Genomic DNA, 25,349 nt, shown 5'->3' on the forward strand with positions numbered 1-25,349 from the left:
CAGGCAAGGGAGCAACTCAGGCAGTTGGACCTGCTGGACACCCACCAAATACAGCTGGCCCGTTTGTTCGCCGCCGTTCCCACCTTCGACACGGTCATCGCAAACCTGCTGGTCAGCTTGCTCAAGGCCAGGATTGCCCCACAGACCTTTCGCCCCTCGTTGCTGGCGAACCTGGAGCCGGATCACTGCTATGTGAACCGCTTCACCACGAGCCCGAGCGGTGAGCGCACCCTCACGTCATCAGAGCGTTTCACCCAGGTACTGCGCAACAGCCTGCTGACCGACACGGCACCTGCCTTCGCCAACGGTGGCGTCGGTTTTTTCAGCCGCCCCGATTCCCTCAAGGACGCTGACAGCCTCTTTGCCGGCGCACTGGACGGGCCTACGCTGCGGGCCCTGGAGACGGTGTTCCATATCGCCCATCCGCCCACGAACGAGCAGGTGAAACGTGAGTTCCGTGACGAACTGGCGCGCTTTCGCCAGCGCCAGAACTGGGAAGCGTCCCTGGGCGTGACGGCCTCGTCCACCACGCAAGCCGCCCTGGCGCAATTGTTGTGCCGACGTTTCCTGCACCTGTTCGACCTGTACAAGGCCGATCGGGATCCTGTCGCCCAGCCCAGCCACAGTGCGCGAATCCAGCAAAGCGATGACGACCGTTTGCTGGACCTCATCATCACCCACCCGTCCCAGGCCGACAGAAGCCGCTTGTCGCGAGCCCCCGTGCCTCATGTCTACGCGGTCATGCTCGACCACGGCGCGGCGCAGCCGCAGAAGTGGCCGGCGGCGATGGTGATCAGGTTTACCGACCGACCATCGCTGTTCCTGTATTCCCTGGAGCGAGGGCTTCAGCGCTTCGAGGCATTCCAGGACCTGGTCAGCCGCGTACGTCCCTTTCTTGACGGCCAGGAACGCAGGATCCAGGACATTTCCACCGAACTGTCCGGGCACGTTTTCGAGGTGGCGGCCGCAGACCTGTTGCAGATGCAAGGCGCAGCGCTGGAAAAGGTTTTGGACGCGCCGGCGAACGCCACGGTGGCGGTGAGTGACTTTGCACGGCTCACCGAAGATGCCCTTGGCCTGCCATCGTTGTCGTTGGCCGGGCCACTGGCGGCCCGCCAGGAAGCCTTGATAGAGAGGCAGCGTCCCGCTTTCTACAAGCGCGCGACACCGGCCGAGCAGGCCCACTATCGTCGTCTCGAAACCCAGGTGTTCGACGCCGTCTACGCCTTGGGCAGCGATGTGCCGACGTTGGTGCAATTCACGCGACAGAAGATCAAGCAGTACCTGCGGCAAACCCTCCACCCGCGCATCGACGTGGACCCGGACCGGACGCAGGTCAGGCTGTCTTATGGCGACAAGGCCAACCCGAGGCAGTCGCGCACCAGCAGTCTGACTCAGTTGATGCTCGACAATCTGCGAGCGCCGCAATACCCGAACGCCATGCGCGAAGTGCTGGCGGTCTACCTGATCGACCGCCATGGCCAGCGCATCCGACACCCGGACAGCGGCTTCTCGATCACCGTGACCGGGCCCGAGCTGGCCAGCATGGCGACGAGCATCGACGCCGGTGGCAACTATGAAATCCTGTTGCGCCAGCGCATGAATGAACCACGCTACAAGGCGGCCTGGCAGGCGGCGTACCGGGCCAGCCTGGCGTTCAAGGGCTATGAGGCATCGCTTCAGGGCGACGCCGTGTTCAAGGCCAAGGTGATCGACTCGGTCGCCAAGCCCGCCCATCCGCGAAAGTTGCTGGCCAGTTGGCTGGAGGCGGTCCTGCAATCACCCACGGTTGCCGAGCGGGCCTGGGTGGGTGGACGCAGGGTTCATGTCCATGGGCTGCTGCTGGGTGGCAGCGTTGATGGGCAGGGCAACGCGCCGCGCAATGCCCTGAGCATCGACGGTGCGCTGATCTTTTCAGACCAGGCCGGGCCTGACATCAAGGGCACCGTGGGCGTGTATTTGCCAGACAGCCCCGAGGGCAATGACCTGCATGAGTTTGCCGACCTGAGCGATGGCATTACCGGGCTGCTGCAACAAGAAGCATGGCGCACGTACTTCCGCTCGCGCATTTCCACCCTCAATAAAGAGGAAATAAAGCGCGCCCTGGGGCAGTTTCGTGGTCGCCCCCTGATCCGTGGCTGGCTGATCAGCGGTGACTGGCTTGAAGACTTTCACCGCGCCCACGTCAATTTCCAAAGCGCCTATGCGGACCACCGCTCCAACAGCAAACGGGACATCGGCCTGCAAACCACTGCGCGGCTGGTGATGATGGCGGTTGAAATCGTCATGGACCTGGCCGGCCTGCTGTTGATCCCCGGTTTTCAGATGCTGACCCGTGCCGTCAGGACCGGCTTGCTGGTGCTCAAGACCGGTGCCGTGCCCACCAACACTACGACGCTGGCGTTTGTCCATGCGGTGGCCAACACCCGTAAGACAACCGGCCTCGGTGGCGTGAGCTTCAATGTGCGAGGGGGCTCCTCGTTCCTGGCAGTTACGGCCCGTCAGAACCAGGCTGGCGCGCCGTTTGGCCTGCCCCTCGAAACAGCGCTTTATCGTCGCTATGCGGTGGCGGACACCACGGTGCTGCGCGGGGTGTCCGCCGATGCCCGGGGCTTCTATCGCCCCGCGATCACCGACAGCGCCACGGGGAGCGTCGCGCGCCGGGTGTATGTGCAGCAGCCCGATGGCGTGGTGTTCCGGGTGCACGACCATACGCCGCTCGGGGCCATCGAGGCGGCCATCGTCGACCCGGTTTCAGGATCGAACATCCGCGCCAGTGGCGTGATGAGAAGCACAGTGGCCCGCGCGCCCAATGGCGAGTGGCACGCCGTCGGCTTTGGCCTGGGTGGAGGCAAACGGTCGCCGGCAGGCACGCCCCAACCGGGCCCGTCGAACCCCAACCCATCCTCGTCAACGCTTCGCGCCGTGGCCGACCTGATCCGCACGCCCAACGCGTGGGACGTGGAGATCATGGACCTGGTCCCGTCACTCATCACCCGCCTTCCAAGCTGGCCACAAAATCGCAGCCTGTTGATCATCGATCAACGACCAGGGCAACGGGACTGGTCGATCCGCTTTACCCCAGGCCAGGTTGAAAGCGGCTATCCGACCGGCACGCATCCGCTGCGGTCCGACACGGACGTCGTGCTGATCCGCACCGGTGAAAACCACTACTCGCTGCGATTGGCGGGCGACACCGACGTCACCTTCGATCCGGACGGCAACTGCTTCTTCAATGCCGTTGCCCGGGGGTTGAACGAGGGCCAGTCGCCACAAACCTTCTCGATGCAGCGCCTGCGCAATGAAACCGCCGCCTACATCGAACGCCACCCGGAAATGGGCCAGTACCTGGTAGCGCCGCCCACCGGCCTGCAGCAAGCGCTCGCTGACAATGCCCGTTCGCTGGAACATCTGATGGGCAAGGCCGCGGTCTTCGATGTGAGCCAGATTGTCTACGGCACGGGTAACCCGCATAACCTGTTTCAACCGCTGGTGAATTTTCTCAAGCTGTATGCCGACGACGTGGCGCGTCGAACATTGAACAACGCCTGGAACGCCGACCTGCCACCGGAGGTGCTGCGACACATCGGCAGTTACCTGTCTCCGCGGGCGCCGGGTCGCCCGATACTGAGCAGCGTTCCGTACTACACGCAAACCGATCAGGCCCTGCGGACCTTCTTCGAGGACACACTACTGCCGCCCATCGAGCGCGCGGCGATTGTCGAACTGCTCAACAATGAGTACCTGATGTTCTCCCAGGACGTGGTGCACATCATGCTCGAATACGGGATCAAGGCTCGGGAACTGACCGATCATCACCCTCGTAACAGCCTGGCCTATGTGCGCTACGACGAGGCGCTGCATGGCCACCTCAACGAGATGCAACTCGACGAGGCGCTCAACGGTGCCTACCTGGTGGATAGCGAAGACTTGAAGAAGGCCAAGCGGCGCTACGAGCAAGAAACCGGCAACCTCATGGATGACGACGCGGACCTGCTGGAGCAACACATTTACTACGACCGCGCCGACGACCTGGTCGACCTGCTCACCGTGGCGCTCGAGCGATTTCCTGTGTTGCAGGCGCGGGCAAATATTCTTCTCAAGTCCCCGGTGATCGCCTCCAACCTGGGCGGTCTGTTCCCCGTGAGCCTGCTTTCACAATGGATACGCACCCCGAGCATTTCCAACACGCGCCTTCATCTGATCGGCGATTACGCCAGTGGTCACTATGACGAGCTGACGAGGTACGGTGCCATCGATATCAACTGGATGCGGCCGTTCGATGATTGGAACCTGCACAGCCTGTTCACGCATCGGCAGGCCTTGCTGGACTTTTTCGGCTTTCTCCAAGAGGTGCGGTACTTCAAGGACAGTGACCTGTCGGCGGTCGCCAGGTTGTTCGCGATGCCAGGGCAGCCGCTGTCCAACAGCCGGGTGGCGATCCTGTTCAACCGGCCGAACCTGTGGGTCTCCATTCGCTCGATGCGCGGGATTACCCGTGATGGCGCCAGGGCTATCTGGCATGACTTGATCGGGCCGCAGTTCAGTGACGACAACATCCGTTTCGCGCTGGGACGGCCAGGTTCGCTCGACAGCGAGTCGGCGCTCACCGGTGCCTTGATCGACAGTCTGGTCAATGATGAGGGCCGGGCGCACCGATTGATCCTGGGGGCCTACGCCATGACCGAACGGCAGGCCCAGTACTTCCTCTACAACTTCGATTTTTCAGCGAGCCTTGCGGGGCACAGCCGGCTGGATTTCGCCAGCTATGTGAGTGCCCATGGGGCCATCCCGCAATGGGCCTGGCCGTATGCCCGAAGCGGCGTGACACCCGAGGTGCTCAAGCCGTTCCTGGCCACGAGGAAGCCGCCTGAGTCCTGATCGTCCTTGATCGATCGCCACCGCGAACCGAGGCGCGGTGGCGATCCTCGTTCACTCATCACGCCGAGCGACATTGCGCCAGGCTGCGCACCTGGCCGCCTTCGCGCTGATTTTCGTCGCTGAGCCATTGTTCGAACGCCGCGCCGATCACCGGCCACTCCGAATCCAGCATGGAGTACCACGCGGTATCGCGGTTCTGCCCCTTGACCACCATGTGCTGGCGGAACACCCCTTCAAACGTGAACCCCAGCCGTTCGGCCGCATACCGCGAGCGGGCGTTGGCGTTGTTGCATTTCCATTCCAGACGCCGATAACCCAGGGCGAAGGCTTCCCGGGCCAGCAGGTAGACCGCTTCGGTGCTCTTCGGCGAGCGCTGCATCGCGGCGCCGAATGTCACATGGCCGATCTCGATGCGGCCTTGTGCTGGAACGATGGACATCAGGCTGAGAATGCCTTGCACCTGGTCGTTGGCGCGGTCGATCACCGTGAAGAAGTACGGGTCGAGGTGGGCGGCATGGTTGTCCAGCCAGGCATCGAACGCCTGGCGCTCGGAAAAGGGACCGTAGGGCAGGTAGTCCCAGAGCTTCGGATCGGCGCCCGGGCCTTCGAGCGCCTGCCACAAACCGTCGGCATGGCGCGCCGGGTCAAGTTTTTCCAGGCGGATGAAACGCCCTTCGATCAGTTGGGTGGACGGCGTCGGGGCGCCTTTCCAGTCGGCCAGTGAAGTCAACATGCGGCGCTCCTTACAAGGCTTTGCGAAATTGGATGAAACCGGGGCGTTCGGCGATGCGCTCGTAGAGCTGGATCGCGGTGGCGTTGGTTTCATGGGTCAGCCAATGCACCTTGCAGCAGCCATCGGCCTTGGCGGTGGTGTAGACGAACTCGATCAACTGCCGACCGACGCCGGTGCCACGGCTCTGCTGGGTTACCAGCAGGTCTTGCAGGTAGCAGGAATTCTCGATGCTCCAGTTCGAGCGGTGATAAATGAAGTGCACCAGGCCGATGGCGGTGTCGTCGCGCCAGGCCAGGGCCCCGTGGGTCGGCTCGCGCTCATCGAGCAGGCGTTGCCAGGTGCTGTGGCTGACCGCCTCCGGCAGCTGTGTGTTGTAGAACGTCAGGTAGGCCTGCCACAGCGGCAGCCAGGCGGCGTGGTCGTCAGCGGTCACGGGGCGGATCTGGATGAGGCTCATGTTCACTCCTTGGGCGAAAAGACGGACATCAGGCGGGCGACATTCTGGTCCTGTGGATCGGGGCTGGCGGCGAGCCCCTGGCGTACCCCGGCGGCATCCGCCGGGCTGCGGTTCTGGCTGAGCTTGCGCTTGCCTTCCAGGCGCTGGAGGGGCAGGGCGAAGCCGACGATGGCCTTGAGCATGCTGTCGATGTACTCGGCCGGTGCATCGTCGATGCGCCATGGTTGCGTGCGCCCCGATTCATGGCGGTCGGTGAGGTCGCTGACCAGTTTGCGCAGCCGCGTCGCGTCGCTGAACACCTCGGCGCGGCCATAAGCGTGCACGGCCTGGTAGTTCCAGGTGGGCACGACCTTGCCGTGCTCGTGTTTGCCTGGGTAGAACGCCGGGCTGACGTAGGCATCGGCTCCAGCGAAGATCACCAGCGCTTCGGCGCCGGCTTCGAGGTCGCGCCATTGCGGGTTGGCCCGGGCCATGTGCCCGTAGAGGCTGCCGTTGGGCCCTTGCTGCGGGTCCAGCAGCAACGGCAGGTGGCTGGCCTGCAGGCCCTGCTCGCCGTGGGTGACCAGCAAGGCCAGGCGACATTCGGCCATCATCCCGTGCAATTGGGGCAGGTCTTCGACGGCAAAGGCTTTGGGGTTGTACATGATGTTTTTCCTTGGCGAATGGGAGCATCCTAGGCAGGCTATTGGTCTGTTGTAAGAGCCACTTCAGACCAATTCGATAGGTCCATTGCGAGGGTCATCATGAGCAACGCCGTACCGCCGCTGTCGTTCAATCCGGCCGGCATCGAGCTGGATCGCCGCCAGGGGCTCAGCCGCCAGCTCTACCAGGCGTTGCGGGCGCGGGTGCTGGACGGACGCCTGGCCAGCGGCACGCGCCTGCCGGCCAGCCGCGACCTGGCGGCGGCCTTGTCGATTTCCCGCAACAGCGTGGTACGGGCCTACGATCAGTTGTACGCCGAGGGATTCATCGAGGGGCGGGTGGGGGACGGTACCTATGTGGCGCAGTTGTCCTCGCCGGAATTGGGATGGCCGCTTCGCGAGCAAGCTCGCTCCCACAATGGAACGCGTGCCTTCGAGAAAGAGCCCGCGCCGAAAAACATATCCACAAAAGTATCCACAGGGTTGTCAACAGGCTTATCCACGGGTTTATCCACAGATTGGCTGGATTTACCTGTGCTTCCATCCAGTAAAGTTATCCACAGTGGTGGATTGGAGCGGGTCGAAAAGCACCATTTGGCCCAGCCTCCCAGCGGTCCGCCGCGGGCGTTTCGGGTGGGTGTCCCGGCGTTCGACCTGTTCCCGTTCGACGTCTGGGCCAAGCTGAATGCGGCTTTCTGGCGCAAGCCCGACCTGCAACAGCTGTGCTACGGCGACTCCCAGGGGGATGCGCGCTTGCGCGGCCTGATCGCGGCCTACCTGCGCAGCTCTCGCGGCTTGTCGTGCACCGCTGAACAAATTGTGATCACCAGTGGCGCGCAGCAGGGGATCAGCCTTTGTGCACAGTTGCTGGTGGACCCTGGCGACGTCGTGGCGGTGGAAAACCCGGGCTATCGTGCGGCCGGGCATGCGTTCTCCGTGGCCGGTGCCGATGTGAGGGGCGTAGCAGTGGATGGCGATGGCCTGGATTGCACGGCGCTCAGTGCGTTGAGCCATTGCCGGCTGGCCTACGTGACGCCGTCCCATCAATACCCGACCGGGGTCGTCATGAGCCTTGCGCGGCGCCTGGAGCTGTTGGCTTGGGCCGAACGCAACGACGGCTGGATCGTCGAGGACGACTATGACGGCGAGTACCGCTACAGCGGCGCGCCGCTGGCGCCGTTGGCGGCCCTGGATCGCCAAGGGCGCGTGCTCTATGTCGGGACGTTCGGCAAAGTGGCGTTCCCGGCCCTGCGCCTCGGTTATCTGGTGCTACCTGCGGGTTTGGTCGATGCCTTCGCCCGGCGTCGGGCCGTGGACGTGCGTCATTCGGAAGTCAGCACCCAGGCGGTGATGGCCGAGTTCATGGCGGCCGGGCATTTTCAGCGTCACATCAGGCGGATGCGCCGGGCCGCGCTGGCTCGGCGTGACGCGTTGCTGGCCGGTTGGCCCAAAGGCATTCCGGGGGTCGGCACCCTGCCAACCGTCGTGGCCGGGCTGCATGTCACGGTGCCGGTGGAGAGTCTGGCCCGTGAGCGCGAGCTGATCGCCCAGGCGACGGCGGCGGGGGTCGAAGTCAATGGCCTGAGCAGCTATTGGCTGCCCAGCAGCACCACGCCCATCCACGGCGGGCTGGTGCTGGGCTTCGCCGCGGTCCCACCGGCGGCCATCGCAACCGCCCTGGCGAGCCTGGCGCAAGCCTGGAAGCCCTGAGGGCCTCGGTTCATACCCGTTAACCCAAAAACGCCACCGCCCCGTGGCGAGGGAGCTTGCTCCCGCTGGGCTGCGTAGCCGCCCCAAAAACTTGGGACCGCTGCGCGCTCCAGCGGGAGCAAGCTCCCTCGCCACGAGCCCTGATAAACCTGAAGTGAACGGCATTACGGTTCATGGCCGAGCTTTTTGAAAGAACACCTCCTTGGCCTGGTCCACGGCAATTTCGCTGCGGTAACGGTCGATCAGTTGGCGCTGGCTGAGGGCTTGGCTGGCGTCGGTGGCAACGGTCTGCTGGCTGGCTTGCTCAATGGTTTTCAAGCGCGCCGAAAGAAACGCGTAGGCAGGCACCCAGTTGGTCGAATAGCGGAAGTCGGCGAACCAGAGCGTCTTACCGGTTTTCACGTCCTTGATCTCATATCGGTCGAGGTAGCCGTAGGGCGGGGTCTTGATGCGTTGCCGGCTCTTCTGTTTGGTGATGGAGATCTGGTTCCGGCTTTTAAGCCACACGATGCTGCTCATGGTCGGCGGGCGTTGCTTGATGACATTCAACACAGTGTCGAAACCCAGGACGTACAACGCGCTGGCCTCGCGTTCAAGCTGCGTGCGCAAGGCTTGCGCCGAGCGCCGTTGTGCTTCTGGCAGCTCGAACGTTTCGTTCGAAGCCACGCCTTGGGCCTGGTCGAGGGCCTTTTGGATGGCCGCGCTGACTTTCTCCATCCTGCCGGCGTGGGCATTGAGGATCATCCCGATCCCGGCGGGCGTCTTGTCGGGCTGTGTGACCGCGGCTTGCATCTGCGCCTTGAACGCTGTCAGCCCGTTGATCAGGTCCTGGCCCTTGGTGACGCTGACGTCCAGGGACGGAACGGTCGGCGGCGTCGCGTCGGGTTTGACATGGGGGATCCACTCGCCGGTTTCCTTGCGGTGGAACGTGACGATGATCTCCCCCGAGAACGGGTTCTTCACGTCGACCCAATCGGTTTCCTCCATCAACCGGGACAAGCGCGGCTCACCGCTCACCAGGCCCCAGAAGCGCGCCCGGATGAATTTTTTCCTCGGCCGGGGGCGTTGCTCGTACGGGGAACCGGCGTTGCGCCTATCTCGACGCTCATCGAGGGCCGCCGCCAAGTGCTGCATCGTGGTTTGTTCCAGCGTGGCAATCCCCTTGCGCAGGCGAGCGAGCTGGGGCGACCGCACGCTGCCCGTGTACTCGTTGCCCAGGTAGTGCAGGTGTTCGTCAATGGCGGCGAACTGCTCGGCCAGGCTGCCGAACGCGTCGATGCGTTCATCGAGGCGAATCACGCTGCGTTCGTCGATGGCGTCGCGCAGGCTCTGGAACGCGACCGTGGCGTTATCGACGATCTGGTTGATCGCTTCCCAGCCTTCGGGCATCGATTCGACGCTGTCGAGTGTCAGGCACAGGTGGCGGAACATATCCAGCTTGATCAGGCGCAGGTCGGCGCTGGTATAGAGTGGCATTTTCTTGCGGTGCCGGCGGATGAACTCGAAGCCCTCATAGCCGACGCTCTTCAGTTCGATGAACCGCGTCTCCATGTAGTCCAGGCGCTCGATCATATCGTCGCCGACGCTGATCATGCTTTCGGCCGCGTCAATGTGCTGTTGCTCCAACACCCTGACCCCGGAGGTGACCATGCTTTTGGCCTTGTCCAGGGCCGGGACGAACCGTTCCCCCAGGGCCTCCATCTCGGCGAAGGTGAAGTTGATCTGCGCATTCAGGTAGCCGAGCCGTGTGCGGGGGTAGTCGGGCCGGGACTGGAACAGCGGCCATTCCATCAGGGTTTTCAGCGCTTGTTCGTAGTTTTCCCGCTGGGCCTTCAGCGTTGCGATGTAGGTGTCGCGCTTGACCTCCCTGGCGGTGCCCGACGCCTCGTCCATTTCCACGGCGTACATGGTCAACAGTTTCTGGTTCTGCGGTTTCTTGGCTTCGAACTGATTCAGCGAAGCCAGCAGGTCGATCCGGCGCCGCTGCGCATCGGCGATGACTTTCTGCCGGATGCCCCTGGACCCGCTACCGCGCACGCGCAAGCGTGTATCGATGTGCCATTTGCCGTGGCCATCGCTGATCAGCGGGGGGCCTTCGCGCGCAGGGTCCTGGGCGTCGACGATAGACACCAGCTCGCCTTCGACCTGCACCTTGAACCACTTGCCGGCCATTTTCGCGTGCCAGACCCCGTCCTGTTCGTAGAGGCCCTTGAGGGCGCCGTCGCTTTGGTATGGCCCGGGGTTTGCCGGCTCGTCGGTGCTGAAGCTGTCGAGAAACCGTGCGCTGTCCTTCGACGTGCCCATCAACGCGCCGCTGGAGCGGATGGCCTCGTAGTGTTCGGTCGGTAGTGAAGCACTCGCCAGCGGCGCGAGTCGTTCGATCACCAGCTCATGGGGCGGCTTGGGCAGGTTTTGCAGCTCGCTCACTTCCTGCGGGGCCTGGAGCGGGCGCGGACCTCTGGCCGACCGGGCGCGGTCGATGGCATGGGTGATGATCGCCAGCGCGATGTTCAGCAGCAGGTCAGTGAACGCCTCCCACTTGGCCGGTCGGTCGGCCGCGTCCTTGCCCTGGGTGAGCTTGTCGATGTCGTCCAGGATCTGCCAGAGCCAGCCGGCGGTGCCGACGGCGGTGCCCAGGTAGGGCAGGGCGAGGTTGAGCAGCAGCCAGCCCGCCCGCTTGAAGGTCTCCCAGCGGTTTTCCCGGTTGGACACCGATTGACGATCGGCCAGGTCGACCAGGGCGTTGGCATTGGCCTTGAACAACTGCGGCAGGAAATTCGTCCCCAGGGCCTTGTCGGTCAAGCTGACGGGACCGCTGTTGGCCAGGGAACTCAACGGGTCGGCGACGAACGCTACGATGCTCCAGGGGGAGGGCAAAAGGTCCGGGAAGACAAACCGGCCGTAATCATCGCGTACCCCATCGGGCAACCAGGCCAGCACCGATTGGCGTAACGAAGGGGTTTGCCGGATGGCGTACAACAGGTTGCTGAAGGAGGGGTACTGGCCCAACTGCGGTTCCAACAGCGGCCGGTACAGCAGGCAGGGCCCGGCGCTGGAGTCCTCGGGGCCGATGATGAACATGTTGCTCACCACGTCTTGCGCGTCGCCCAGTTGCAGCTCTGGCACGAAGGCCAGTGGGCGCAGGACGATGGTTTTGCCGTCGACCTTGCGATCAGCTGGCGCAGGTGCCATCAGCGCGGCGACGTAGCGGTAGCCGGTGTCATCGAGGTGACCCTGGCCGCGGATCTTGTATTCGAGCGCCAGCATCGGCAGTTGGATGCGCAGTTGAGAGGTGTACAGCTGCTCGCGGCGGCTCGATTCGGCCGGGTCGTCGAGCAGCGTCTGCTTGATCAGTTCGGGGTAGACGCGACCGATATCGACCTGGGTGATGAGGTTCCCGACGTATTCGACGGTCAGCCATCCGGGCGCTGGCGTGTCGTCCCGCAACTTGACGATCTTGTCGCCGACGGGCAGGGCGATCAGGTTCTGCAGGGCCAACTCGACGAGGCTCAAGCGGGTGGTCTCGATCTGGCCGGGTACCACGAAGCTTCCCCAGATCACCGGGCTGCGCACCTCGATCTCGATGGCCTCCAAATCAAGCCGCGAGGCGTCGGCATGGTCCGCGACCATCTGCTTTTTCAGCAGGTTCAGCGTGAAGTCCTTGAGCGGCTCGATGCCGTCCAGGTAGGTCTTGCCGACATGCTCCTGATTCAGGATCGACAGGTTCTTCATGTGCTGGGCAAACAGGATCTGATCGGACGGCGAGGCGTCCAGCAACCAGTGGGGCATCTGCTTCTGGAACCAGGCCACGAGGCCGTCCTCGTCGCCTTCTCCATCGCTGGCAGGGGGCTCGTAGGTTGCCCAGGTCTGCGGGGAGGAACCGATGATCCTGACCTGCTCGGCGATCATCCCGCAGGCCTTGTGATCGAAGATATTGCCCTGCGGCTCGTACAGCCGCCACTGGAGCTTGCGGTAGCTGGACGCCCCGAAATGGGCGGGCAGGGATTGCCCCAGGGCGTGCTGTGAGTCGAATTTCTGGTAACCGCTGGCGATCGAGTACTTGAGGATGACCTCCTTCTTGTCGAGGGTGCCGATCAGCACGACGATCGAGTTGTCGCTCAGGCGCTTCACTTCAGGGCCGTCGACGTTGTCGATGTCGATCAGGTACGCGTGGGTGTCGTACGGGTCCTTCGCCTTGCGATCCTTGTGGTCGGGGTAGTGGAACAATTGCCGGGCCATCTCGCACTCGGCCGCCGTCCAGCCCTTGACGCGCCCGACGTTCCAGGCCTGGCGCAGCGCGCTGGAGAGTTGGTGCCAGCGAGGGCCGGATTCGCCGAGTGATTCATTCCAATACGTCAGTTGCTGCTCCTGGCAGGCCGTCCGCATGGCCGGCACCAGCTCATTGAGCAGGCGCCCGATCTGGTCGATCCGCACCGGCAAATGCACATCGGGGGAGGTGAGTGGCAACTGGGTCAGGAAGTGCAGGCCTTCGATCAGCAGCATCGAATCGCCATTTTCATTCACCAGGCCGGCGAGCATTTCGCTGAGGGTTTCGTAGCGCGTCGGCCGTCGCACGATTTGGTCCTCGACAATGTCCCAGTCCGGCTCGCCTACCACGGTGTTGTGCGGATCGAGGTTCAGCGTGGGGTAGAGCTTCCTGAGGCCATCGCGCAGGAGAATCGACGCGACCTCCGGATACGTGGGCCCGGCGAGCAACTGATTCAGGATCGCATCCTTGGGATTGGCATCGGCCCTGGGTATCGTGGGGGTGGCTGTGGGTGTCATCTGAGTCTCCCTGTCTCGCGACGTATGGAATGGCGAAGCCGAGCGCTTCGGGATTTCCATGCTAGCGGCGCGGAAAACAGGGCGGCGGTAACTATGTATGGGGCTTTTGGGGGAGGTGGCTGGGGGATCGCCATCGCGAGCAAGCTCGCTCCCACACTGCAATCACGGGTATACCCGGGACTACAAACCCCACCGACCCTGTGGGAGCGGGCTTGCCCGCGAAGGCGCCAGCCCATTCAACACGGCGGCGCCTGACACCGCCATCGCGAGCAAGCTCGCTCCCACACTGCAATCACGGGTATACCCGGGACTACAAACCCCACCGACCCTGTGGGAGCGGGCTTGCCCGCGAAGGCGCCAGCCCATCCAACACGGCGGCGCCTGACATACCACCATCGCGAGCAAGCTCGCTCCCACACTGCAATCACGGGTATACCCGGGACTACAAACCCCACCGACCCTGTGGGAGCGGGCTTGCCCGCGAAGGCGCCAGCCCATTCAACACGGCGGTGCCTGACACCGCCATCGCGAGCAAGCTCGCTCCCACACTGGAATCACGGGTATACCCAGCTTTCACACCCCCAGGCCAGGGACGACCTCACCGTTCTATTGACCCGACTTGATCCTCGTCCAAGCCCGCGTGCGCGCCCGTTCGGCGTCCCGTGGCAAGGGTTGCAACGTATACAGCGTGGCCATGGCCGCTTCGGTCGGGTACAGGTTGGGGTTTTGGCGGATCGCCGGGTCGACCATTTCCGTGGCGTCCTTGTTCGGGTTCGGGTAACCGACGAAGTCGCTGACCGGGGCGATTACCTGTGGTTGCAGCAGATAGTTGATGAAGGTGTAGGCATCTTCCGGGTTCTTCGCCCCCTTGGGGATGGCGAGCATGTCGAACCAGATCGGCGCGCCTTCCTTGGGCAAGCGCATGTCCACGACAACGCCGTTCTTGGCATCCTTGGCCCGGTTGGCCGCCTGGGAGAAGCTGCCGGAGTAACCGACCGCCACGCAGATGTCGCCATTGGCGATGTCGGCCATGTACTTGGACGAGTGGAAATAGGTGATGTACGGACGGATCTTCATCAACAGTGCTTCGGCCTTGGCGTAGTCCGCCGGCTTCTTGCTGTTGGGGTCCAGTCCCAGGTGCTGCAAGGCCAGGGGCAGGATTTCCGATGGCGAATCGAGCAGCGCCACGCCACATTGCTTGAGCTTGCTGATGTTCTCTTCCTTGAAGATCAGGTCCCAACTGTTCACCGGCGCGCTGTCACCCAGGGCGGCCTTGACCTTGTCCGGGTTGAAGCCGATCAGAATGGTGCCGTACATGTAGGGCACGGCGAATTGGTTGCCCGGGTCGTTGGCTTCGATCAGCTTCATCAGCTTGGGATCGAGGTGATTCCAGTTCGGCAGCTTGCTGCGGTCCAGGGGCTGGAACACCCCGGCTTCGATCTGCTTGGCCAGGAAAACATTGGACGGCACCACCACGTCGTAACCCGAGTTACCGGTCAGCAGCTTGGCTTCCAGGGCCTCGTTGGTGTCGAAGATGTCATAGACCAGCTTGACCTGGCTGTGCTGCGCCTTGAAATCCTCCAGCGCCTTGGGCGTGATGTAGTCGAACCAGTTGTAGACCCGCAGGGTCCGCTCTTCGGCGTGTACCGCGCCGCCGAACAGCGCAGCACACAGGGCTGGAACCATCAAACGCTTGAGTCTGCTCATGCTTTTCTTCCTCATTGGGCGCTTTGGAAACCTTCAAGGACATTCACGGCATTGATGCCGATTTCTGCCACCGCGTACCCGCCTTCCATCACGAACAGGGTCGGCTTGCCGAGTGCGGCGATGCGTTTGCCCATCGCCAGGTAATCCGGGCTGTCGAGCTTGAATTGGGAGATCGGGTCGTCCTTGAACGTGTCCACACCCAGGGACACGACAATCACATCGGCGTCGTAGCCACGGATTTCGCCACAGGCCTGCTCCAGCGCCGCGCTCCAGGTGTCCCAGCCCGAGCCGGCCGGCAAAGGATAGTTGAAGTTGAAACCTTCACCGTCGCCCTCGCCGTGCTCGTCGGCGTAACCCAGGAAAAACGGAAACTCCGCCTCTGGATGGCCGTGGATCGAGGCGAACAACACGTCGCTGCGCCCGTAGAAAATCGACTGGGTGCCATTGCCGTGGTGGTAATCCACATCGAGGATGGCGACCTTGCGATGACCCTGGTCTAGAAAGGCCTGGGCGGCGATGGCGGCGTTGTTGAGGTAGCAATAACCGCCCATCAAGTCACCGGCGGCGTGATGCCCCGGCGGGCGGCACAACGCAAACGCACTGCGGGCGCCGGCCTGAATGTCGGCCTGGGCGGTCAGGGCCACCTGGGCGGCGCTGTAGGCCGCTTGCCAGGTGCCGGCAGTGATCGGCGCGCCGCCATCGAAACTGTAATAGCCGAGCTGGCCGTGCAGGCTGGTCGGCATGACCGTGCGCAACGTCCGCGCCGGCCAGGTGTAGGGCAACAGATCCCCCTCGCGATTGAACGCGGCCCAGCGCTCCCAGGCCCCTTTGAAAAACGCCAGGTACGCCGCGCTGTGGATACGCTGGATCGGCCCGAGACCAAAATCCCGTGGTGCCTCGACCGGGCCCAACGCCCGCGCCTTGACTCGCTCCAGCACATGATCGGCCCGCGAAGGCATCTCGAAACAGGGCATCAACTGCCCATCCATCAACTCACAGCGGCCGTGATGCAGGTGGTGATCGTCGGAATAGATCGTCAGCATTTATTGTTCTCCGCAAGGCTGTTCCAGTAACTGACAGTCTTGCGGGATGCGCTGTTGGAGAGAACGGCAGGAGCGGCCAAAAGGGGATCGAAATGGCCAAAAGGTTTGACCGTAAATGGCTCTTTGTGGGGGGCCAAGGAGAGCCCGGCACTCTCTCTGTGGCGAGGGGATTTATCCCCGTTGGGGTGCGAAGCAGCCCCAAAAACTCAACGCGGTCTATCTGGCTGCCTAGTCAGCCGACATTCTGAGGGAGACGAAAAGAGTTCACTATGAGCTCAAACAGCGAGGTTGTCGGTGTCCGACATTACTCAATGGGTCATTGCCTTGCTGATGTCCTTTCTGCTCGATCAATTCAAATGAGTTGAATTCATCATCCGAAAACCGCTTGTGATCGCTTGATGTAGTCGAGGAAGTTGATCCAGGGGGTTTGCACACTTTCCATATTGCAAACAGCAGGAATCTTCCAATTGCGTTTGAGCTTGTTCGCGGAAGGTTGAAACGCCTCATCCGTGACTAACTCGCAGCCATGTAGCTTCGCGGTGGCAATGATGTATAGATCGTTTTCATCAACCCCAGCACCGTATTTGTCTTCTTCGATCTCGAGCAATCCCTTGATGCGAAAGGCTTCCAACAGGATCGCCTCGGTCACGGGCATCTTTTGCAGACCTGCATCCTTCAGCCAAGTCACGCACTCCGGTGCTTTGTGTCCAACCTCTTCGGCGGCAATCTCGGACATCCGAATCACCCCTTGCATCACTCGATCCGCCATCCATGCCCAAAGACCCGGAAACTGCGCGATAGGGTAGTTATCCCATGCGTAAAGCATGGATGAGGCATCAAACACCTGCATAGAAGCGTTCCAGCTTGTGCAGGTCCGAGATCTTAAGGTTGTCGAGATAGCTGCTTGCCTTGGCGAGAGTGATACGACGAGCGTTCATGGCTTCCAGCACTGTGCGCACGTAACCATCGCCAAAAATGTGCCGGGGTTCGCGATTGCGGTGCTCTCGGCTGCCACCCTCTTTTTCAGGCACTACTCGTTGCGTGCTCCACCGCCGGTATGCGGCATAGGCTTCGCTTGGCAAACGTCCGGCATCCATCAGACGCCGTAGGATCATCTCGCCGCTCACACCCCACGCCCTGCGTTGTGGTTCCAGCCAGCCATCGAATTCGGCCGCCTCAACAGGGCGCTCATTGTCATGAATGCTCAACAGAAACCGATCGGGGACCAATAGATGGCCGGCGAAGGCGTTCGCTTCTTGCTCTTCATCGTCCGTCGAATACAAATCCTCTTCATCGTCAATCGAGCTTGCACGATGGATAAGTAGGTGCCCCAACTCATGCATCAACGTGAAGCTTTGGCGGGTATCTGCATCTTGCTTTTTAACGACGATTACCGGGCATTCAGAATCGTAGAGCGAAAAACCGAGAATCGGGTTTTCTTTGGCAATCTGCCATTTACCGTTGTAGCCATTGCTGCGGAAAACCAGCAGACCGCGCGCTTCGATGGCCTTACGATAACTGTCAAAATTGTTGCGGCTCGCCAGGCCTAGCCATTCACGCACACGGCTGGCCGCATCGGGGATGCTCAGGCCTGCCAGGTCGGGCGGCGAGAAACGCACGACCTCCGTCGGATCAAGCTCCTCACGTAGTGCAAGGTACACGGTGCGATGGTGCTCCACTCGCTCAACCAGCAGCTTCAGGTGATGCGAAAGCTCCGGTTTCTGATTGCTCAAGGTGCGGAACTGCGGCGAGTGCACCTTTGCCTCGTTGACCGGCCCTGGCTCCATGAAAAATAAGGTGCCTCGCCCGAAAAAGGCCGCCAGCTTACGCAGCTGGTTGAAGGTCAGCCCCGCCTCGCCGGCCATCACTTTTTCAAAGCTGGCAGGTGCTATATCGATCTGACGGGCGAGCTCGTCCCGAGTCATACCGTGATCGGTACAACACCAGTCTATCCGCGCGAGATTGATTGATTGGATACGTTCCATGATTTGAGTATATAGACGGTGTGTACCGGTGAACATGAGCCACCAAAGCTAGCTGCCGAAAGCTTGATGCGGTCGGGCCTATGACTTTCCCGGGGAGCTAGCATGCCTGAGTGTCATCGATACCGGCTCGGCCAGTGGTGAGGAAACGATAGAGCCCGAGGGCAAGGCTGAAAAGCCGGCGGGTTCTGGTGCGGTTGTAGGCAAAGGCGCAAGGATATGTGGCTTGGAGGTGCGGTGGTCAGATCCTGGTTTGACTCTCATAAGACGGAGAAGCAGGAGCCAGCATCCACGTGAATGTTATTGAAGGGGGCGCCCCTTGATAGCCCGTTTTTCACTGTCAGTAAAAATCATAATAAAGCGCCCATTCCCCAGTTTCGTTGTGCCTCCAGAACATCAGGCTCCCACTGTCGACCACGTTCAGATTGATCTTCGCGTCCGATGAGATCTGGAACACAAACTCAAAGCCTTCACCCGGATCGACCCCCGACTGGCAGAACGAGGGGTAACCGCCGAACTTGTGTTCGTAGGTGTGAGTGACTAGGTCGTAATAGCTCTGTATCTCGCCCGCGCGTTCCAGGGCGAGAATTTCTTGCTCCAGGTCCTCCGGCACACCACCGCCATCCCACAGTGGAAAGTCCTCCGGCACCACTTGCGCTGTCAGCGGGAAGGGTTTGAGGAATGTGCCGGCCACCGGCAGAGACTTGCGCACCAACACATCATCCGGCCCATATTCACGGATGACCCAATTATTCCCCATCGGCTCGAAGTGCTCGGGAAGCGGGTTTGAAATGAACACCGTCAGCACCCGAACCCCGGCCAGCAGCGAGCTGTTGACGGGCAGGGCGGGCAGGTAGAACTGCGCATAGGGCAGCAACGGTTGCCCGGCCTGATTGGTGGGCACCTCTTCATCGGGGCGGAATAGAAAGACGTCGCCCAGCCAGCTTTCTTCATCAGTCCCGGTAGGACGAAAGCCGCCGGCAATAAGCTTCACGGCGGGGCGGGCTAGGCGTTGTTTGATTTCCTGGATGTCCATGGATGTAGACCTTCCTTTTGCTACAGATATAGGGGCCGCAGAGTTGCAGTGTGCGGGAGGGAATGGCAGCGCTTTCTACCCGAGCCTGGGTACATAGGCAGCTTCCTGGATTACCGATACGGCTCGGCCAGCGGTGAGGAGACGATAGAGCTTGAGGGCAAGGCGGACAAGCCGGCGGATTCTGGTTGGGTTGTAGGCCAAAGCGCAGGATGGGAAAAGCTGAAGTTCGAGCACCGAATCTGTGGCGAGGGAGCTTGCTCCCGCTCGGCGGCGCAGCCGTCGTAAAACCGGTCGATGCGGTCTACCAGCGAGACTGCATCAACGTCTCATGGGGTGGGTTCGCCACCCAGCAGGAGCAAGCTCCCTGCCATCTACAGCTCCACGGGTGGAGTTTCGTCAGCTAAAGCTCGTGGTAGTCGATTAGCGGCACTTTGCCTCAATCAGAAAAGGGGAAAGGGCCGATAACCAACGAAAGAAGCGAGATAGGTGGCTATGTGCTACGTTTTCAATGCTACTCATCTATCGTTCCTTCCGGGGGTATGTATGTTTACTGATATCAAGCCTGGTCCGAAACCTAAGCGCGAAGACGGCAAGGAGGACCGCAGGCGGCACGTGAATCCACCCAACGATAAAAAACATCCAACTTTACCTATCCACAAGCACAAGCCTGGAGATTAACTGCTGACCGACAGGCCTGGAGAGAAGTAAGAAATTTTTTGTTGAATGTACATCGCGGACCGTTTTGGTCCGCATCAAACATTACATGGAAGAGACGAGTATGGCTGGAAATGAAATCGTGGTGGTCATACCCGGCAGAAATTAGGGACAGACCACGATTTTTAGTTAACTTCGCTCCGCCTCATAATCGTGGTCTGTCCCCGTGCTCTCTAAAACGGAATGTCATCCTCTTCGGCGCCAGCGTTCGGACCAAGATTGGAGTTCGCTGGTGCTGAAGGTGAAAGTGCCTTGTGAATGTCTTCCAAGCGCCGCTGCAGTTCATCAAAAGTCACCACTGATACGTCCCTAAGAGCATTTCGGTACTGTTCGAATGAGCGCCGCTGGTGTTTATCGGAAGGTGTGCGGCCAATTACGACGATGGCTGGAACTGCGTACGTATGTACTGGCTCCTCCAGATCTTCTTTGAGCTGGAGAATTTCCCTCTGCAGGCTTGCCCGTTGATTAATTATCTGCGCAACAGAACCACTCAGTTCGATTGAGGGGCCGTACGTATTATTCCTATAGGCGGGAGTTTTCAGTAGATCCTTTTTTGGGTGTTTGATCTCAATAAGCGCTACGTTACCTGTTGATTTTGCTGCCACTAAGAAGTCCGAATAATTTCCGCCTCGCCCATTGAACCGTTTACTGCCCACATATGGTCGTTCGCAGACCACTTTGATTGGATATGAAAAAGCCATGTCTAGGATGAACGGGTTGTCAACAAGAAACTGCTGCCACCTGTCTTTCTTTGCGTCGGCGGACATCAGGTTTTTATAGCGCTCAACTAACTCACCTAAAGTTACCCGCTCAATGTCCGCTTTGAGGTCGAGCAACATCATGGGTGTCTTCTTGGCGATTACATCTGCGTTGTCCTTCACCAAGTTTACCGCTGACTTTTGGTCGGCCGTAGATAGCTGTGAGCGCCCTCTGCCTAGCTTGATAAGGTCCGTCAGAACATTGGCAGGTAATTTCTTCGGGCGCTCAGGATTTCGAATCGGATCCGCGGCGTGGGCTAATCCCGTGTAACAAACCAATTGCTTGTCTGACCGCGTCTCGCGTTGGTGCCTCTGGCTCAAGCGATCAAGGCTGCGCTTCAGCTCCGAATATCTATCAATGCCAAGATAGTACGAGCTTCCGTGAATTTTCGCGTCATCCGATCCATCCTCGCCATGGATCACAATGGTGTGTATGTCACCTATATCGGATATCGACTCAATGATGAAACGGTATTCCCACAGTAGGCCCAAGCCTATTTGCCAATCCTTCGCGAAGCCATCTGGCAGTGAGCTAAGAAGACCTTCAAGCTCGTCGCGATTGGTTGGAATGCGGTATGGGTGGGCCTTGGGTCTGGCGAGTAAAATTTGGTGTACAGGGCCGTGCTTAGGAGTTCCATAGTTTGCGCTTCCCCCTCGCTGATGAATTGGGTGTATGCATATCTCATCCGGAGATACGGACAGGATTTGATGCCAAGTTTCAGGTGTTTCAAAATCTTTGGTGAGGTCGCTGAAGTAGACCTCACCGTGTTCTGCAACCAAAACATCATCGGTCGGAATACCTTCATTATCGAAGAGTAGAAATTCTACGAATGGTCCTCCGTCAGTCCGAGATTGAAAAGTTATCTGCGAGGGGCGCATAGAAGGCATTCACTTGCTCCGCTTGTGTGCTATGCAGGAGCTTGGCAGTTAGGGTGGTAAGACGTCAACTTGGAGGCAAGGGATATCTAGGAAAAAGGTTTGGAAAGTCCGAAGGTGGAAAATCTATTTCGTGTCCTCAAAGCCGACTTCTTCCAAAGCGGCTCTTATCCGTACGTCAGTTTATTAGCCATTTGCGGTCTATTGCCGAAAGAGAAATACGTGTCCGCGTCTGCGAATGGAATAACTAAAACCCGGCGTAGAACGCCGGGTTTTTCCTTTGGAAACCGTCTACCTACCGCCCCGGCTCCACATTATCCAACACCCGATTCGCCAACAACGAACTCAACTCAATCAACTGCTGTATCCCCAGCGCCAAATGGCGCCGCGAGCCATCCAGGTCAAACGCCAGATCACTAACCATGGCATCGGCTGAAGCCAGCGTTTCACTGAGGTTAGCGAGCATGCACTCGTTATCGAGGCCTTTCACGACGGTAAAAACCTGCCCAGGTTTCGGCTCGTCTTTGGGTTGATCCGGCTTCGGTAGCAAGTAGTGATCGAGCACGCGTTTGGTGGTTTCGTCTTGCTTCTTGGCTTTGGATTTTGCGGATTGCGGGGTAGGGGCCGAATCTGGGGGATTTGGAGTTGCTTTGAACATTTTCACGTTTCCTTTGTTAGTAGGCCGCTACCGTCTCGCTACTAAACGAAAGGGAGGCAGCTGTGCGCAAGTTAGTAGACCGGTAGGAAAACGGAAAACCCGGCGCGCCCGAAGGCGCCATGCGCACAGCCACCATCGAGTGCGGGCAATGCCCGACTGATGAGACTCATGCGACCGTATCCTTAACCGGGCTACTAAACCCGACCACTGATGGGCAGTGGCAAGGAAACGATAGAACCCAGGAACAAGGCGCACAAGCGGGCGGATTCTGGCGTAGTTGTAGGTAAAGGCGCAAGGATGCGTAGCTTGATGGAGGGGTGTAGGTGGGGGCTGTAGGAGAGAGGTTTTTTAGCGAATCGGGTGGGGTGTTCTGTTCTGAAACCGTGTCGTTTTTATCGCGAGCAAGCTCGCTCCCACAGGGGGACCGGGCTGTTGCGGATGCTGTGTTCACCGCCGCCCAGTGTGTGCGGGCTTGCTCGCGAACAGGTGGCACATTCAGTATCGATGCAAGCTGACCCGCCGCTTTCGCGAGCAAGCCCGCTCCCACAGTGGTTGTGTTGGGCTGGATATTCGGCTCGACACAACCACCTGTGGCGAGGGAGCTTGCTCTCGCTGGCCTGCGTAGCAGGCCCCGGTGTTTCTTCAGGTAAACCGAGTTCTCTGGTTTTGCGACTGCTGCGCAGTCGAGCGGGAGCAAGCTCCCTCGCCACGGGGGATTGTGTTGAATTCATCGCGAGCAAGCTCGCTCCCACAGGGGATTGGTGGCGTTATTTGCGCTTGAGCATCTCCGGCAACTGCGCCACCAGCTTCTGATTATTCAACGGCGCACGAATAAACCCGCGTTGAGTGCCGTCGGGTCCAATCACGGCTAAGTTGCCGCTGTGATCGACGGTGTAGTTGGGTTTGCTGGTGTCGGCCGGGATGAACGGAATGCTCACCGCATTGGCGAGTTTTTGCAGGTCTTCGATGGAAGAGGCGGTGAGGCCTTTGAACTGCGGGTCGAAGTAGCCCAGGTATTGCTTGAGCTGCTTGGGCGTGTCGCGGTTCGGGTCGACGCTCACCAGCACGATCTGCAGTTTGTCCACCGCGGCGGGCGGCAGTTCGCTCTTGATCTGGCGCAGTTGGGCGAGGGTGGTCGGGCAGATGTCCGGGCAGAAGGTGTAGCCGAAGAACAGCAGGCTCCACTTGTCCTTCAATGCGTTGACGGTCACCGGTTGGCCGTCCTGGTCGGTCATTTTCACGTCCGGCAGGTTGCGGCTCTGGGGCAGCAGGATGATGCCGGCGTCGATTAGCCCCGTCGGGTCGCCTTCGCCCTTGCCGGACAGCACCTTGTTGACGGTAAGGCCGAGGATCAGCGCGATCACGGCCACGAGGGCGAAGACGGTTTTCTGGGTTCGAGTCATAGGCTCAACAGTAAGTAATGATCTACAAGCAGGGCGATGAACAGCAGGAACAAGTAGTAAATAGAGTACTTGAAGGTGTTGATCGCCGCATGCGGCCGACTGCCACGGTACAACACCACGGCCCATTGCAGGAACCGCGCGCCGAGCACCAGTGCGCACACCAGGTAGAGCATCCCGCTCATCTGGATCACGAACGGCATCAGGCTCACCGCCAGCAGCACCAGGGTATAGAGCAGGATATGCACCTTGGTGTAGTGCTCGCCGTGGGTCACCGGCAGCATCGGGATGTCGGCCTTGGCGTATTCCTCCTTGCGGTGGATGGCCAGGGCCCAGAAGTGCGGTGGGGTCCAGGCGAAGATGATCAGCACCAGCAGCAGCGGTTCGGCGCTGACGTGACCGGTAGCGGCCACCCAGCCCAACAGCGGCGGTGCGGCGCCGGCCAGGCCGCCGATGACGATGTTCTGCGGCGTCGCCCGTTTCAGGAAACCGGTGTAGACCACCGCGTAGCCCAGCAAGGAGGCCAGGGTCAGCCAGGCGGTCAGCGGGTTGGTGAAGGCCAGCAGCAGCGCTTGCCCGGCCAGGGCCAGGGCCAGGGCGAAGGTCAGGGCGGCGGCAGGGGACACCCGGCCCTCGGCCAGTGGCCGTTTGTGGGTACGGGCCATGACCGCGTCGATGCGCCGGTCCACCACGTGGTTGACCGCCGCCGCGCCACCGGCGCACAAGGCGATCCCCAGGTTGCCGAACACCAGCACCGTCCACGGTACGCCGGCACGGGTGGCGAGGAACATGCCTACCAGCGAGGTGATCAGCATCAGCACCACCACCTTGGGCTTGGTCAGCTCCAGGTAATCGCGCCAGATCGCCCGGCTGTGGCGTTCACCGGTCAGGGTTGCCATGGCATCTCTCCTTTTATCGTGATGGGGCTGGCGCCGTGCTTATGCGGCGTGAACCGCCAGCGCAGCGGCACCTGATGCCTGACCCGGACCAGGCTGGTCCGGGCGTGATAATTGACCAGCACCAGGGTCAGCAGCAGCGCGGCGCCCCCGGCGTTGTGGGCGACGGCCACCGGCAGCGGCAAATGGAACAGCACGTTGCTGATGCCCAGGGTGATTTGCGCCGCCAGCGCCACTAGCACAAGGCCGGCGAGGCGGGTCATGCCGACCGTCTTCAACTGCCAGGCCAACCCCAGCAGCACCACCGTGACCAGCAGCGCGCCAATGCGGTGGGTCAGGTGGATGGCGGTGCGGGCATCGCTGTCGAGCTGCCCGCCCAGGTAATTGGGGCCGATGTGTTGGGTCAGGTGAAAGCCGTTGGCGAAATCCGCCGGCGGCAGCCATTGGCCGTGGCAGGTGGGGAAGTCGATACAGGCCACCGCGGCGTAGTTGGAACTGACCCAACCGCCCAGGGCGATCTGGCCGATCACCAGCAACAACCCGGCGGTGGCCCAGTGTTGCAGGCGCCTGGGCACGGTCAGTGCCGGCAACACGCCGGACAGGCGCAAGGTCAGCAAAAACAACAGGCTCAGGGTGGCAAAGCCGCCGAGCAAATGCCCGGTGACCACCTGCGGCCAGAGCTTGAGGGTCACGGTCCACATGCCGAACGCCGCTTGCGCGAAGACCACGGCGAGTAGGAACAATGGCAATTTCAACGGCAGGCCGGGGTGCCTGCGGTTCATCCAGGCCCGGGCGGCGAGCACGGTGATCAGCAGCCCGAGGGTCCCGGCAAAGTAGCGGTGGACCATCTCGTTCCAGCCTTTATGGGCTTCCACCGGGGCGTCGGGAAAATGCAGCTCGGCATGGGCCAGTTGGGCTTCGCTCTTGGGCACGCTGATGAAACCGTAGCAACCGGGCCAGTCCGGGCAACCGAGGCCGGCGTGGGTCAGGCGGGTGTAGGCGCCCAGCAATACGACGATCAGTGCCAGCAGCGTGGCAAACAGCGCGAGGCGAAATCCAGGTTTGGCCATGT

Annotated in this window: 16 protein-coding genes and 1 pseudogene; 3 read left to right on the forward strand and 14 right to left on the reverse strand. The window is 61.0% G+C overall.

Going from position 1 to position 25,349, the window contains the following annotated elements; genetic code table 11:
- Together VM99_01655 and VM99_01660 are read left to right on the forward strand one after the other, a co-directional pair.
- Positions 1-2,853 (forward strand): annotated as a pseudogene (locus tag VM99_01655) (hypothetical protein).
- 216 nt (positions 2,854-3,069) lie between these two features.
- On the forward strand, positions 3,070-4,881 hold the full coding sequence (locus tag VM99_01660) for a hypothetical protein (GenBank protein AKK01667.1): 1,812 nt from the start codon (positions 3,070-3,072) through the stop codon (positions 4,879-4,881).
- 58 nt (positions 4,882-4,939) lie between these two features.
- On the opposite strand, the gene VM99_01665 is transcribed toward VM99_01660, so the two are convergent.
- From VM99_01665 to VM99_01675, 3 genes are read right to left on the reverse strand one after another with little or no spacing between them, the layout of a single operon-like run.
- Positions 4,940-5,614 carry a GNAT family acetyltransferase gene (locus VM99_01665; GenBank protein AKJ96815.1) on the reverse strand — a complete coding sequence of 225 codons (675 nt, stop codon included), beginning with the start codon at positions 5,612-5,614 and terminating at the stop codon, positions 4,940-4,942.
- 10 nt (positions 5,615-5,624) lie between these two features.
- The gene (locus VM99_01670) at positions 5,625-6,071 is read right to left on the reverse strand and encodes a GNAT family acetyltransferase (GenBank protein AKJ96816.1); all 447 of its coding nucleotides are present in this window, start codon (positions 6,069-6,071) and stop codon (positions 5,625-5,627) included.
- 2 nt (positions 6,072-6,073) lie between these two features.
- Positions 6,074-6,715 (reverse strand): transcriptional regulator, encoded by a 642-nt coding sequence (locus tag VM99_01675; GenBank protein ID AKJ96817.1) that lies wholly within the window; start codon positions 6,713-6,715, stop codon positions 6,074-6,076.
- 99 nt (positions 6,716-6,814) lie between these two features.
- Between VM99_01675 and VM99_01680 the strand changes: the two genes are divergently transcribed.
- A complete protein-coding gene (locus tag VM99_01680; GenBank protein AKJ96818.1) occupies positions 6,815-8,422 on the forward strand; it encodes a GntR family transcriptional regulator in 1,608 nt (535 codons plus the stop codon).
- A gap of 171 nt (positions 8,423-8,593) precedes the next feature.
- On the opposite strand, the gene VM99_01685 is transcribed toward VM99_01680, so the two are convergent.
- The 11 genes from VM99_01685 to VM99_01735 form a co-directional block, all read right to left on the reverse strand.
- The gene (locus tag VM99_01685; protein AKJ96819.1) at positions 8,594-13,207 is read right to left on the reverse strand and encodes a hypothetical protein; all 4,614 of its coding nucleotides are present in this window, start codon (positions 13,205-13,207) and stop codon (positions 8,594-8,596) included.
- Between the two features lie 606 nt (positions 13,208-13,813).
- Positions 13,814-14,914, reverse strand: a complete 1,101-nt coding sequence (locus VM99_01690; protein ID AKJ96820.1) for an ABC transporter substrate-binding protein — start codon at positions 14,912-14,914, stop codon at positions 13,814-13,816.
- Between the two features lie 11 nt (positions 14,915-14,925).
- The gene (locus VM99_01695) at positions 14,926-15,957 is read right to left on the reverse strand and encodes an acetylpolyamine aminohydrolase (GenBank protein AKJ96821.1); all 1,032 of its coding nucleotides are present in this window, start codon (positions 15,955-15,957) and stop codon (positions 14,926-14,928) included.
- A gap of 370 nt (positions 15,958-16,327) precedes the next feature.
- Positions 16,328-16,807: a DNA-binding protein gene (locus tag VM99_01700; GenBank protein ID AKJ96822.1), complete on the reverse strand. Its 480-nt coding sequence runs from the start codon at positions 16,805-16,807 to the stop codon at positions 16,328-16,330.
- Positions 16,794-17,942 carry a peptidase gene (locus tag VM99_01705; GenBank protein ID AKJ96823.1) on the reverse strand — a complete coding sequence of 383 codons (1,149 nt, stop codon included), beginning with the start codon at positions 17,940-17,942 and terminating at the stop codon, positions 16,794-16,796. The genes VM99_01700 and VM99_01705 overlap by 14 nt, the downstream gene beginning before the upstream one ends.
- Positions 17,943-18,279: 337 nt before the next feature.
- A complete protein-coding gene (locus tag VM99_01710; GenBank protein AKJ96824.1) occupies positions 18,280-18,975 on the reverse strand; it encodes a hypothetical protein in 696 nt (231 codons plus the stop codon).
- 887 nt (positions 18,976-19,862) lie between these two features.
- A complete protein-coding gene (locus VM99_01715; GenBank protein AKJ96825.1) occupies positions 19,863-21,335 on the reverse strand; it encodes a hypothetical protein in 1,473 nt (490 codons plus the stop codon).
- A gap of 283 nt (positions 21,336-21,618) precedes the next feature.
- Positions 21,619-21,981 carry a hypothetical protein gene (locus VM99_01720; protein AKJ96826.1) on the reverse strand — a complete coding sequence of 121 codons (363 nt, stop codon included), beginning with the start codon at positions 21,979-21,981 and terminating at the stop codon, positions 21,619-21,621.
- A 767-nt stretch (positions 21,982-22,748) separates the two neighbouring features.
- Entirely contained in the window at positions 22,749-23,384 is a 636-nt protein-coding gene (locus tag VM99_01725) for a copper-binding protein (protein ID AKJ96827.1), read from the reverse strand.
- Positions 23,381-24,280, reverse strand: coding sequence for a protoheme IX farnesyltransferase (locus VM99_01730; protein ID AKJ96828.1), 900 nt, complete (start codon positions 24,278-24,280; stop codon positions 23,381-23,383). Before VM99_01730 ends, VM99_01725 begins: the two co-directional genes overlap by 4 nt.
- Positions 24,268-25,347, reverse strand: coding sequence for a cytochrome B561 (locus VM99_01735; protein ID AKJ96829.1), 1,080 nt, complete (start codon positions 25,345-25,347; stop codon positions 24,268-24,270). The genes VM99_01730 and VM99_01735 overlap by 13 nt, the downstream gene beginning before the upstream one ends.
- Positions 25,348-25,349 lie beyond the last annotated feature (2 nt).

Source organism: Pseudomonas chlororaphis, assembly GCA_001023535.1.
GTDB lineage: Bacteria > Pseudomonadota > Gammaproteobacteria > Pseudomonadales > Pseudomonadaceae > Aquipseudomonas > Aquipseudomonas chlororaphis_E.